Origin of the sequence: Leucobacter chromiireducens (assembly GCF_003917135.1) — a bacterium.
In the GTDB taxonomy this organism is placed as follows: Bacteria; Actinomycetota; Actinomycetes; order Actinomycetales; family Microbacteriaceae; genus Leucobacter; species Leucobacter chromiireducens_A.
In genome coordinates this window covers 19587-31901 of record NZ_RPDI01000001.1, presented here as the reverse complement: position 1 = coordinate 31901, position 12315 = coordinate 19587, and the positions used below count along the sequence as shown (strand labels likewise).

At 73.6% G+C, this 12315-nt stretch carries 10 protein-coding genes and 1 riboswitch; of the genes, 7 read left to right on the top strand and 3 right to left on the bottom strand.

Annotated features, from left to right (window positions below; genetic code table 11):
* Positions 1-2: 2 nt before the first annotated feature.
* Positions 3-1481, top strand: a complete 1479-nt coding sequence (locus tag EGM46_RS00155) for an amidohydrolase (RefSeq protein ID WP_125098157.1) — start codon at positions 3-5, stop codon at positions 1479-1481.
* A 125-nt stretch (positions 1482-1606) separates the two neighbouring features.
* On the opposite strand, the gene EGM46_RS00150 is transcribed toward EGM46_RS00155, so the two are convergent.
* Both EGM46_RS00150 and alr read right to left on the bottom strand, forming a co-directional pair.
* Positions 1607-2641, bottom strand: a complete 1035-nt coding sequence (locus EGM46_RS00150; RefSeq protein WP_125098156.1) for a D-alanine--D-alanine ligase family protein — start codon at positions 2639-2641, stop codon at positions 1607-1609.
* A 19-nt stretch (positions 2642-2660) separates the two neighbouring features.
* A complete protein-coding gene (gene alr / locus EGM46_RS00145; protein ID WP_125098155.1) occupies positions 2661-3854 on the bottom strand; it encodes an alanine racemase in 1194 nt (397 codons plus the stop codon).
* Between the two features lie 102 nt (positions 3855-3956).
* Here alr and EGM46_RS00140 point away from each other — a divergent pair, with 102 nt between their 5' ends.
* Positions 3957-5045, top strand: coding sequence for a UDP-N-acetylglucosamine--N-acetylmuramyl-(pentapeptide) pyrophosphoryl-undecaprenol N-acetylglucosamine transferase (locus EGM46_RS00140; protein WP_125098154.1), 1089 nt, complete (start codon positions 3957-3959; stop codon positions 5043-5045).
* 28 nt (positions 5046-5073) lie between these two features.
* Here EGM46_RS00140 and EGM46_RS00135 read toward each other — a convergent pair whose 3' ends face one another.
* Complete coding sequence (locus tag EGM46_RS00135) at positions 5074-6111, bottom strand: alcohol dehydrogenase catalytic domain-containing protein (RefSeq protein WP_125098153.1); 1038 nt, start codon at positions 6109-6111, stop codon at positions 5074-5076.
* A gap of 251 nt (positions 6112-6362) precedes the next feature.
* Positions 6363-6503, top strand: a riboswitch (FMN riboswitch).
* 56 nt (positions 6504-6559) lie between these two features.
* Between EGM46_RS00135 and ribD the strand changes: the two genes are divergently transcribed.
* From ribD to EGM46_RS00110, 5 genes are all read left to right on the top strand, one after another.
* Positions 6560-7675 (top strand): bifunctional diaminohydroxyphosphoribosylaminopyrimidine deaminase/5-amino-6-(5-phosphoribosylamino)uracil reductase RibD, encoded by a 1116-nt coding sequence (gene ribD / locus EGM46_RS00130; RefSeq protein ID WP_125098152.1) that lies wholly within the window; start codon positions 6560-6562, stop codon positions 7673-7675.
* Positions 7675-8364: a riboflavin synthase gene (locus EGM46_RS00125; RefSeq protein ID WP_125098151.1), complete on the top strand. Its 690-nt coding sequence runs from the start codon at positions 7675-7677 to the stop codon at positions 8362-8364. Before ribD ends, EGM46_RS00125 begins: the two co-directional genes overlap by 1 nt.
* Positions 8361-9644, top strand: a complete 1284-nt coding sequence (gene ribA / locus EGM46_RS00120; RefSeq protein WP_125098150.1) for a GTP cyclohydrolase II — start codon at positions 8361-8363, stop codon at positions 9642-9644. The genes EGM46_RS00125 and ribA overlap by 4 nt, the downstream gene beginning before the upstream one ends.
* Positions 9645-9680: 36 nt before the next feature.
* A complete protein-coding gene (gene ribH, locus EGM46_RS00115; protein ID WP_125098149.1) occupies positions 9681-10202 on the top strand; it encodes a 6,7-dimethyl-8-ribityllumazine synthase in 522 nt (173 codons plus the stop codon).
* A 98-nt stretch (positions 10203-10300) separates the two neighbouring features.
* Positions 10301-12292 (top strand): ABC transporter ATP-binding protein, encoded by a 1992-nt coding sequence (locus EGM46_RS00110; RefSeq protein ID WP_125098148.1) that lies wholly within the window; start codon positions 10301-10303, stop codon positions 12290-12292.
* The last annotated feature ends 23 nt before the right edge of the window (positions 12293-12315 follow it).

Sequence of the window (12315 nt, the reverse complement as noted above, 5' to 3'; positions counted from 1 at the left end):
GCATGATCTCGCAGCTCCGCTCCGTCCGCATGCTCGGGCAGGACGCCCCCGTCGACGTCGTGATCGAGCACGGCAGGATCGCGCGGATCGCGCCGGCCGGCGCAGCTGCGCGCCTGCCCGGCGGGCTCGACGCCGACGGCCGCTTCCTCACCTCGGGGCTGTGGGACGAGCACGTGCACTTCGGCCAGTGGGCGCAGCAGTCGAGCCGTTTCGACCTCGGCGCGGCCGAGTCTGCGGCCGAGGCGCTCGAGCTCCTCGCGGCCGGGCTCCGCGCCGACGAGGCCGCGCCCGGCGCGCACCCTGGTGCGGAGTTCATCGCGGTGCGCGCCAGGGCCGGTGCGTGGACCGCCGGGATCACGCGTGCGGCGCTCGACGCGATCGCGGGCGCCCGTCCGCTCCTGGTGATCGGCGCTGACCTGCACGGGGTGTGGCTGAACTCCGCGGCGCTCGCCGCGCGCGGGCTGCCCGTGTCCGGCGATGGGCACATCGTCGAGGACGAGTGCTTCGCCCTGCTCCGCGAGCTCGATTCGCTCGCCCCCGCGGCGCTCGACGAGCTCGTGGCCCGCGCTGGCCGCGCCGCCGCCGCGCGTGGCGTGGTGGGCATCGTCGATCTCGAGATGCGGTGGTGCATCGACGACTGGCTGCGCCGCGAGGCGGCGGGGTTCGAGCTGCTGCGCGTGGAGGCCGGAATCTACCCGAACAAGCTCGACCGCGCGATCGAGGCCGGGTACCGCTCGGGCGACCCGCTCGGCCGCGCCGGGCTGCTGACGGTGGGCCCGCTCAAGATGATCACCGACGGTTCGCTCGGCACGGGCACGGCCTGGTGCTGCGACCCCTACCCCACCGGCGGGCACGGCCGCTCGCTCGTGTCGGCCGACGACCTCCTCGCGATGATGCGCCGGGCCACGGCAGCCGAACTCGATCTCACCCTGCACGCCATCGGCGATCGCGCGGTCGCCCAGGTGCTCGACGCATACGCGGCGCTGGGCCGGGGCGGCCGGATGGAGCACGCCCAGCTGCTCCGCGAGGCGGACATCGCCCGCTTCGCGGAGCTCGGGATCACCGCGAGCGTGCAGCCCGAGCACCTCGTCGACGACCGCGAGGCCACCGAGTTGCAGTGGCCGGGGCGTGCCGCGCGTTCGTTCCCCCTTGCGACGCTCCACGCGTCGGGCGCGCACCTCGTGTTCGGCTCGGACGCGCCAGTCGCCCCGCTCGACCCGTGGCGCTGGATCCAGGCCGCGGTGACGCGCTCCCGCCCGGGCGAGAGCCCGTGGACGCCGGCCGAGCGGATCCCGGTCGCGGTCGCCCTCGCGGCGTCCATGCGCGGGGCGCTGCGACCGGCGGTGGGCGATCTCGCCGACCTCGTGTTGCTCGACCGGGATCCGCTGCGCAGCGATCCCGAGCAGCTGTCCGCGATGGGCGTCGCCGCGACGCTCGTCGGTGGGCGTCTGACGCATCGCGCGCCGGAGCTCGCGCCCTAGACCAGCGTGGTCCCGCCACATCGACATCGCGCGCATCTTTCGAGTAGTGCCGCATTTCCGCGAAGGTGCGCTCGTTCTCGAAAGATGCGCGCGATGTCGGCGGGGCGGGGCGCGGGCGGGCGGGGTTAGCGGGCGAGCGCCGCCGCGATCAGCTCAGCGATCAGGCCCGAGTAGTTCAGCCCGCGCGCAGCGTACATGCGCGGCACCTGCGACTGCTCGGTCATGCCCGGGGCCGTGTTCACCTCGTTCAGCACGAGCCCACCGTCGGCGAGGAAGAAGTCGAAGCGCGCGACGCCGCGACAGCCGAGCGCCTCGTACAGCCGCACCGCCGCGCGCCGCACCGCCGCCTCCTCGGCCTCGTCAAGCGGAGCCGGCACCGTGAACTCGGCGCTGCCGTCGTACTTCTCGGCGCGGTCGAACACGCCGCCAGGCACGACCCCGATCTCGAGCGTCGCTCCCACCCGGAGCTCCCCCGTGCGGTCGCGGAACACCGCAATGTCGATCTCGCGCCCGCGCACGTACTGCTCAACGAGCACGGGCTCCCCGAAGTCGCGCGCCAGCTCAACCGCGGCAGCGAGCCCCGCGCGATCCGGCACAACGAAGACGCCGTTGCTCGACCCGCCGCTCGCCGGCTTCACCACGAACGGCGGCGTGAGCGCGCCAGCCCCGTCGCCGGCGAGCACGTCGGTCGGCTCCGCACCGCGCGCTGCGGCGAGCACGCCAGGCGCCACGCCGATCCCGAGCTCCGCCGCGAGGCGCTTCGTCGCCTGCTTGTCCATGGCGATCGCGCCGGCGCGCACCGGGGATCCGGCGTCGGGCACCCCGCACAGCTGCAGGAAGCCGGCGATCGTGCCGTCCTCGCCGTTCACCCCGTGCAGCACGGGGAACGCGGCGTCGCACGCGGCGAGCTGCTGCACCACCTCGTGCGCGGGGAGGGGCGCCCCGGCCTCATCGCGCCACGAGCCGTCCGCCGCAATCGTGAGGGGCACCGCGGTGAGTTCGAGCTCGCGCACCGCGCCAGCGACCGCGGCGGCGGAGGCGAGCGAGACGCTGTGCTCGTCGTTCGCGCCGCCCCCGATGACGGCGATGCGCGCGGGCTGCGGTCGGGTGCGGCCATCGCGCGGGCGGCGAAGCGATGCTGGGGTGGACGGGTGCGGCATGGCGGTGATCTCCTGAGTGTTAGGCGGCGACGGTGTCGGCCGCTGGGGTCTGGGCAGCTGCGCGGCCGGCGGCTGGGCCGGCAGCCGGGCCGGCGGCCGGGCCGGTGTCGAGCGTGCGGCTTATGCGCGACGCGCGGCTGCCGAGGCGCGTCACGATCTCGTGCTCGATGGTGTGCGACCACTCGGCCCACTCGGCGACGGTCGGTTCGCCGGCCTCGCCCGGCCCGAAGAACGTGACCGATTCGCCGGGGTCGAGCAGCTCGTCGCCCGTGTCGACCACCACCATGTCCATGGAGACGCGGCCGGCGATCGGGCGCCTCCTGCCGCGAACCAGCACCTCGGCGCGGCCCGAGGCCTCGCGTGGTAGGCCGTCGCCGTAACCGACGGGGAGGAGGGCGAGGTGCGTGCGCCGCTCGGCCACGTAGTCGAGGCCGTACCCCACCCCGGTTCCCGCGTCGACCTCGCGCGCCGACACCACGCGCGAGCGGAGGGTGAGCGCCGGCCGGAGCGCGCGCGTCGTGCCCGACGGGTCAATGCCGAAGATGCCAGCGCCGATGCGCGATACGTCAAAGCCGGGCACCGCGCCCGTGAGCGTCGCGGCGGTGGCGGCGAGGTGCAGGGTGCGCGGGGCGAGGCCGCGCCGCACGGCGGTGCGCGCGGCGTTCTCGAACATGAGGCGCTCGCGGGTGTTCTGCGGGTGCTCGGGGTCATCCGCGCACGACAGGTGCCCCATGATGCCGGTGACGGTGATCGCGCCGATCGCCTCGTACTCACGGGCGAGCGTGCAGAGCGCCGACCAGTCGCGCGGCGGGCAGCCATCGCGCGCCATGCCGACGTCGGCGTGGAGGTGCACGCTGGCCCGCGCCCCGAGTCGTACCGCGACGGCGCCGATCGCGTGCAGGTGGGCGGCGCTCGGCACCGCGAGCTCGATCCGCGCGGCGATCGCCGCCGCGAAGTCGGCGTCCGGGGTGTTGAGCCAGCTGAGCAGCGGCGCGTCGATGCCGTCGGCACGGAGCGCGAGCGCCTCGGGCAGCGCGGCGACGCCGATCGAGCACGCCCCGGCTTCGAGCACGGAGCGCGCGATCGCGCCGTGGCCGAACGCGTCGGCCTTCAGGACGGCCATCACGCGGCCGCCGGTGAGCTGCGCGAACGTCGCGGTGTTTGCGCGGATCGCGGCGTCGTGCACGACGAGTTCGGAGGCGGTTGGCTGCATGCGATCCAGCCTCACAGCGGCCGTGTTGCCGCCCCGTATGCGGTTTTGCATACGCTCGCGATATGCGGCGCGCGGTCAGCTTCGCGCACATAGGCTGCACGCATGACGACCTATCTGCTCGCAGGCGGCGGCACCGCTGGGCACGTCAACCCGCTCCTCGCGACCGCCGACCGCCTCCGCACCCGCGGCGCCGGCATCGTGGTGCTCGGCACCGCGGAGGGGCTCGAAGCGCGGCTGGTGCCCGAGCGCGGCTATGCGCTTGAGACGATCCCGCGCGTGCCGTTTCCCCGCCGGCCGAACGCTGCGGCGCTGCGCTTCCCCGGCCGCTTCCTCCGCGCGGTGGCGCGCTCGCGTGAGCTCCTGCGCGAGCGCGAGGTCGACGTGGTGCTCGGCTTCGGCGGCTACGCGGCGATGCCCGCGTATGTCGCCGCGCGGCGCGAGGGCGTCCCGTTTGTGCTGCACGAGGCGAACGCCCGCCCAGGCCTCGCGAATGTGTGGGGCGCGCGGCACGCTGCCGCCGCAGGGACGGTGTTCCCCGACACGCAGCTGCGCGGCGCCGAGGTCGTCGGTATGCCGCTCCGCGCGGAGATCGAGGGGCTCGACCTGGCCGCTGAGCGCGCAGCCGCCGCGCGGCATTTCGGCCTCGATCCGGATCGGCCCGTGCTGCTCGTGTTTGGCGGCTCGGCCGGGGCGCGGCGCATCAACGATGCGTTCGTCGCCGCCTGGCCCGAGGTGATCGCCGCGGGCTGGCAGCTGCTGCACGTGACCGGGAACGCGCGCGCCGACGAGGTGGATCCCGGGGGCTCCCCCGACCGCGTGGTGCTGCCGTACGCGGAGCGCATGGACCTCGCGTACGCGGTGGCGGACCTCGTGGTGTGCCGCTCGGGCTCCGCGACGGTGAGCGAGCTCAGCGCGCTCGGGATCCCCGCCGTGTACGTGCCGTACGCGGTGGGCAACGGCGAGCAGGCGCTCAACGCGCGCGGCGTCGTCGCCGCGGGTGGCGCGCGCCTCGTCGACGACCGAGCGTTCACCGCCGCCGCCGTCTCCGCTCGGGTGGTTCCCCTGCTCGGCGACCCGGCGGAGCGCGCCAGGATGGCCGCGGCTGCTGCGGCGTTCGGCACGCGCGACGGCACCGACCGCCTGCTCGCGCTGGTGGAGCGGGCGGTCGGCGGCCGCGTGTCGGCTGGCTGACGCACCGGCCGACACGTCGGCGTGCTTCCTACGGCACGAGGACCGCGCGGCCGGCAACGCGGCCGTGATGCAGATCGTCGAAAGCCTGCACGGCGTCGTCGAGGCCGTAGCGCACCACCTCGACGCCGATCTTGCCGGCCTGCGCGAGCGCGACGACCTGACGCATGTCGGCGCGGGTGCCGCCGTATGCGCGCTCGATGTTCACGCCCCACGGGAGTGCGCTGTTGCCCGCCGTGTAGGTGAACGAGCCCCCGCCGAGGCCGACGAAGCGGATCGCGCCGCCGCCGCGCACCACCGCGAGCGCGAGGTCGACGGTGGGCTGCACGCCGACGAAGTCGAACACGACGTCGGCGCCCACCCCGCCCGTTTCCGCGAGGATGCGCGCCGCGGCGTCCCCGTTGCTCGGCAAGGCGAGATCCGCCCCGTGCGTCTCGGCGAACGCGAGCTTGTCGGGGTCCGTGTCGAGCGCGATGATGCGCGCGCCCGTGGTCGCGGCGAGGATCTGGAGCGCCATGTGGCCGAGCCCGCCGAGGCCGATCGTCACGACCGTCGCGTCGCCGGAGAGGCGATCGCGCACCGTGTTGATCGCGTGCATGGGCGTCAGCGCGGCGTCGGCGAGCGGGGCGGCCACCACCGGGTCGAGCTCCCCGATCGGATCGAGGTGGTGCGCGCGCACCGCGATGTAGTCGGCCATGCCGCCCGGGGTGCCGATGCCCGGCGAGAGCGGCGCGAGCGAGCCGCGCGGTGAGACGACCTCGCACTGGTTGTCGCGGCCTGCGAGGCACTCGCGGCACTGCCCGCAGGACAGGACCAGCGAGACGATGGCGCGCTGGCCCACCTCCCAGCCGGTGACGTCGCTCCCGAGCTGCTCAACGGTGCCAGCGACCTCGTGCCCGAGCGTGCTGCCGATGAGCGGGTTGTCGTCGCCCATGCCGATAATCGAGATGTCGGAGTGGCACACCCCGGCGCCGCCAACTCGCAGCAGCACCTGATCCGGCGCGATTTCGGGCGTGGGCTTCTCGCGCACCTCGACCGTGTTGTTCTTGACGTATGTGACTGCTCGCATCGGTTCTCCTCCTGCGGCCACGGAAGGCCGCGACACGTGGGGCGTCAGAACGGCGTCCTCACTGACCAGGCTAATGCCCATCACTGGGAAACGCTCAACGGTGCAGGTGACCCGCGGACCGGATCGCCCGCCCGCCCGACCGCCCGCCGGCCCGCCGGCCGGAACGCTATTCCCGAACACCCCAGCGTTCCGCCACCGGCGGACAACGGAACGAACCACTGGTCAGCTCCCGTGCGGCACGGTACGATTGTGCCGTGTTCCGGGGTCGGTGTGATTCCGAACCGGCGGTGACAGTCCGCGAGCCCCACTCCGTGGGGTTGATTCGGTGAAACTCCGAGACCGACGGTGATGGACGGGAGAACCCGTTCGAGTCCGGATGAGAGGAACGCGCAGTCGCGGTGACCCCGCGACACCGCGCGCACCCGGTACGCAGGAAGTGGCGGACCGGATGCTGGAGCAGGAGCTCATCGAGGCGGGAATGCGACGCGCGCTCGCGATCGCGGCCCGCGGGCCAGCGCTCGACGCCAATCCGCGCGTCGGCTGCGTGCTCCTCGCCCCGGACGGCCGCATCGTCGCCGAGGGCTGGCACCGCGGCGCCGGCACCCCGCACGCCGAGGTCGACGCACTCGCGCACCTCCCAGTGGACTGGCAGAGCCGGATCCCGGAGCTCACCGCCGTGGTCACGCTCGAGCCGTGCAACCACACCGGCCGCACCGGCCCGTGCGCGGAGGCGCTCGCCGACGCCGGGATCGGCGCCGTGGCGTACGCGCTGAGCGACCCAGGCCAGGCGTCCTCCGGCGGCGCTGAGACGCTGCGCGCGGCCGGGGCCGAGGTGCGCGGTGGCGTACTCTCCGGCGAGGCGCGCGCCCTGCTCGCCGGGTGGCTCGAGCGGCAGGCCGCGGCGTCGAACGCGCCGGCGGCGAGCGCCGCACCCGGCGCGCTGCCGCGCCCCAGGGTCACCGTGAAGTGGGCGCAGACGCTCGACGGCCGCGCCGCGGCTGCCGACGGCACGAGCCAGTGGATCACCGGGGAAGACGCGCGCGGCGACGTGCACCGCAGGCGTGCGGAGGCAGACGCGATCCTCGTCGGCACCGGCACGCTGCTCGCCGACGATCCGGCACTCACCGCCCGCGCGGAGACCGGCGGCCTGCTCGTCCCTGCCGCCGAGCAGCCGGTGCCGGTGGTCGTTGGCCACCGCGAGATCCCGGCCGGCGCGCGCGTCCGGCAGCACCCGGCGCTCGCCGCGCGCGGCCTGTCCGCGCCGATCCACGTCTCGGGCGACGACCTCGCGGCAGACCTCGCCACGCTGCACGCTGCGGGGATCCAGCACATCTTCGTCGAAGGCGGGCCGCGCGTCGCGAGCGCGCTCATCGCCGCCGGGCTCGTCGACGAGGTGCTCATCTACCTCGCACCCGCGCTGCTCGGCGGGCCGCGCCTCGCGATCGGGGATCTCGGCATCGCGTCGATGACCGGGATCGCGCGCCTCCGCGTCACGCACCTCGCGCAGCTCGGCGCAGATCTACTCGTCAAGGCCGCCATCCAGCCGGCCGGGGAAGGAAACTGATGTTCACAGGACTCATCGAGGAGATCGGGGAGATCGTCGCGGTCGACCCCGTCGGCGATTCGCTGCGCCTCACCATCGCTGGCCCGCTCGTGACGAGCGACGCCGAGCACGGTGCGTCGATCGCGGTGTCGGGCGTGTGCCTCACGGTGATCGAGCAGGGATCCACCCCGGATGGGCGCGGCACCTTCACCGCCGACGTGATGGCGCAGTCCATCAAGATGTCGACGCTCGGGGGGCTCGCGGCCGGCAGCGCGGTCAATCTCGAGCGCGCGGTGCGGGTCGATACGCGCCTCGGCGGGCACATCGTGCAGGGGCACGTCGACGGCACCGCCGAGCTGCGCTCGATCACGCCGGCCGAGGCCTGGCGGGTGCTGCGATTCAGCCTCTCCCCCGAGCTCGCTCCGCTGCTCGTCGACAAGGGATCGGTGACCCTCTCCGGCGTCTCGCTCACGGTGTCGGCGATCTCGGACCCGGGGGCAGCCGACGCCTGGTTCGAGGTGTCGCTCATCCCCGAGACGCTCGCCGCGACCACGCTCGGCGGTCTCGCCCCAGGCGACCGCGTCAACGTGGAAACCGACATCCTTGCGCGCCACGTCGCGCGCATGCTCCGCCTGGGCGTCGTGCCCGCAGCCCCACAGACCCCAGCGGCCGCTGCCGTCTCGCCAATCACCGAAGGATCACACGCATGAGCACCACCGACACCGCAGCGTCGCGCACGCCAGGCATCGCCAGCATCGAGGACGCCATCGCCGCGATCGCTGCCGGCCGACCCGTCATCGTCGCGGACAACGAGAACCGTGAGAACGAGGGCGACGTCATCATCTCCGCGGAGCTCGCGAGCCAGGAGTGGATCGCGTGGACCGTGCGCTGGTCGTCCGGCCTGCTCTGCGCGCCGATGACCAACGCGGTGGCGGATCAGCTCGACCTCCCGATGATGGTCGAGCGCAACGAGGACGCGCGCGGCACCGCGTACACGGTCACCGTCGACGCCACCGCCGGCATCACCACCGGCATCAGCGCGAGCGACCGCATGACCACGCTCAAGGCGCTCGCGAACCCCGCAGCCGAGCCGGGCGACGTGCGCCGGCCCGGCCACGTGCTGCCGCTGCGCGCCGTTGACGGCGGCGTGCGCGCCCGCGATGGGCACACCGAGGCGGCCGTCGAGCTCATGCAGCTCGCCGGCCTCCGCCCGGTCGCCGCGATCGCCGAGATCGTCGCCGAGGACGGCGAGATGATGCGCCTGCCCGGGCTCATCGAGCTCGGCGCGCGCGAGGGCGTGCTCGTCATCACGATCGAGCAGCTGATCGCGTACCTGAACGAGCACGATCCGGCCGGTGCACCGGTCGGGGAATCCCGCAGCCGCAGCGTCAGCCTGCGCGCGAACACGCTGCTGCCCACCGAGCACGGCGACTTCCGGGCGCTCGCGTACCGCGACCGCCGCGCCGGGATCGACCACATCGCGCTCGTCGCGCCGACCCCCGACGGGGCGATGCCGAGCGGCGAGGCGCTCGTGCGCGTGCACTCGGAGTGCATCACCGGCGAGGCGTTCGGATCCCTCAAGTGCGAGTGCGGGCCGCAGCTCGACGCGGCGCTCCAGCGCGTGCACGAGCGAGGCGGCGTCGTGATCTACCTGCGCGGCCACGAGGGCCGCGGCATCGGACTCGCCAACAAGCTGCGCGCGTACCAGCTGCAGGAGCAGGGCGTCGACACGCTCGACGCCAACCTGCAGCTCGGCCTCCCCGCGGACGGCCGCGACTACACCGCAGCGGCCGAGATCCTCGCCGACCTCGGCATCGATCACGTGCGCCTCCTCACCAACAACCCGGACAAGGTGGCGCAGCTCGAGGAGCACGGGATCGACGTCGTGGAGCGCGTGCCGCTCCTCGTCGGCGTGACCGAGCAGAACGTCGGCTACCTGAACGCGAAGCGCGACCGCATGGGCCACCAGCTGCCCGAGCAGGTCGGCTAGGCGCGGCGCACACCCACCCCAATCGGAAGGAACCCCATGAGTGGAGCGGGAGCCCCCAACCTCACGGTCGACGCGTCCGGACTGCGCGTCGCCATCATCGCAGGCAGCTGGCACGAGGAGATCATGTCCTCGCTCGTCGCCGGGGCGGCCGAGACGCTGACCGCGTCGGGCGCCGAGCACACCCTGTTCCGGGTCGCTGGCGCGTTTGAGCTGCCGCTCGCCGCGCAGGTCGCGCTCGCGCCGGTCGCGGCTGGCGGCGGCGGCTTCGACGCCGCCGTGTGCCTCGGCGTGATCATCCGCGGCGGGACGCCGCACTTCGACTATGTCTGCACCGCCGTCACCGATGGCCTGACCCGCGTGCAGCTCGACGCCGGCCGCCCCGTCGGCTTCGGGGTGCTCACCACCGACACGCAGCAGCAGGCGCTCGATCGCTCGGGCCGCCCCGGCGCCCCCGAGTCGAAGGGGCAGGAGGCCGCGGAGGCCGCGCTGCACCTCGCGGTCACCGCGAAGCAGATCCGCGAGGAGGGCCCGACGCTCCGCCTCGTTCCCGAGCACTAGCCGGAGGCGGGGCGGGGACTGAGGGGGCGAGCGCCCCCTGACCCTGGGCGGCGGCCCGCCCCGGCCGCCGCCCAGGCACGCTCGCTAGAGTTGAGCGCATGTCCGGGCCCTCTGCATCCCCCTCGTCGGATCGTCAGGCGTCGCGCGGCCGCGCACGCTCAGCCGATGCTCCAGCGCGCGGTCCCCGCGCCTCGCTGAAGCAGCTGATCCCGTACCTGTTCGAGCAGCGCAGCCTGCTCGTGACCGCGCTCGTGCTCGGGCTCATCGGCGCGGTCGCTTCGCTCGTGCAACCGCTGCTCCTCGGCCAGCTGATCACCCGGGTTGAGGCCGGCCAGGCGCTCGGTTGGCTGCTCGTCGCGCTCTGCGCGGTCGTGGTGATCGACGCGGTGCTCAGCGGTCTCCAGCACTACGTGCTGCAGCGCATGGGCGAGGGCGTGGTACTCACCAGCCGCAAGCGGCTCATCGCGAAGATCCTGCACCTGCCCATCTCGCAGTTCGATCAGCGCCGCACGGGCGATCTGGTGTCGCGCATCGGCAGCGACACCACGCTGCTCCGCGCGGTACTGACGCAGGGCTTTGTCGAGGCGATCAGCGGCCTCCTCGTCTTCATCGGCGCGCTCATCGGCATGCTCGTCATCGACCCAGCTCTGTTCGGCATCACCTTCGGCGTGATCGTGGTCGCGCTCGTCGTGGTCGTCGTGGTCGGCAGCCGCATCAGGCCGGCCGTGGCGCGCGCGCAGGAGAAGGTCGGCGATCTCGCCGCGCAGGTCGACCGCTCCGTTTCCTCGATTCGCACCATCCGGGCCGCCGGCGCCGCCGCGCGCGAGGAGCGCGCAACGGTGCGCGACGCCGAGGAGGCCTTCGGGCTCGGGGTGAAGGTCGCGAAGATTTCGGCGTTCATCGTCCCCGTGTCGTTTCTCGCGATGCAGCTCTCGTTCCTCGTGGTGCTCGGGCTCGGCGGTTACCGCGTCGCGACCGGCGCCATCACGATCGCGCAGCTCGTCACCTTCATCATCTTCCTGTTCCTCATGGTCGTGCCGCTCGGCCAGGCGTTTGGCGCGATCACCGCGGTGAACCAGGCCCTCGGCGCGCTCGGGCGCATCCAGGAGATCACGGCGCTCCCCACCGAGACCGCGCACGACGCCGAGCGCTCACCGCTCGGCCGGATCGTGCCGCTCGCGCAGGCGAGCGCGGCGGACGGCCCGGCGATCCGCTTCGACGATGTGCACTTCACCTACCGCTCCGCGGCCCCCGACCGCGCTGACGCGCGAGCCCTCGTGCGCGGCGGCCGCGGGAGCGACCGCGATGTGCCGCCGGCCGAGATCGTCGAGACCCCGGTGCTGCACGGCGTCGACTTCGACGTGGCGCGCGGCACGCGTGTGGCGCTCGTCGGCCCCTCTGGCGCGGGCAAGTCGACGATTCTCGGGCTGATCGAGCGCTTCTACGATCCCGATCAGGGGTCCGTCTCGCTCTTCGGCGCTGACCTCCGCGTGCTCGACCGCGCGGAGCTGCGCGCCCAGCTCGGCTACGTCGAGCAGGACGCGCCGGTGCTCGCAGGGACGCTGCGCGACAACCTGCGCCTCGGTGCGCCCGACGCGAGCGATGCGGCGTGCGCGCGCGTGCTGCAGGCCGTCAACCTCGGCGGGCTGCTCGGCCGCGCCGCGGGCGGAGCTGCGAGTTCGGGCAACGCTGCGGCACCGGCCGAGCAGAGCCAGGCGGAGCTCGCCGCAGCACTCGACCTGCAGGTCGGCGAGAGCGGCATCATGCTCTCCGGCGGTGAGAAGCAGCGCCTCGCCATCGCGCGAGCCCTGCTCTCCGCACCGCCCGTGCTGCTGCTCGACGAGTCAACGGCGAGCCTCGACGGGGTCAACGAGCGCCTCATGCGCGATGCCCTCGACTCGGTGGCGACCGGGCGCACCCTCATCGTGATCGCGCACCGGCTGTCGACCGTGGTCGATTCCGACAAGATCGTCGTGCTCGACGGCGGCCGCGTCATCGGCGAGGGAACGCACGAGGAACTGATCGCGTCGACCCCGCTCTACCGCGAGCTCGCGAGTCACCAGCTTCTGGTGCCAGAAAACTCGGACTGACCTGGCCCTTCGCTGCTAGAATT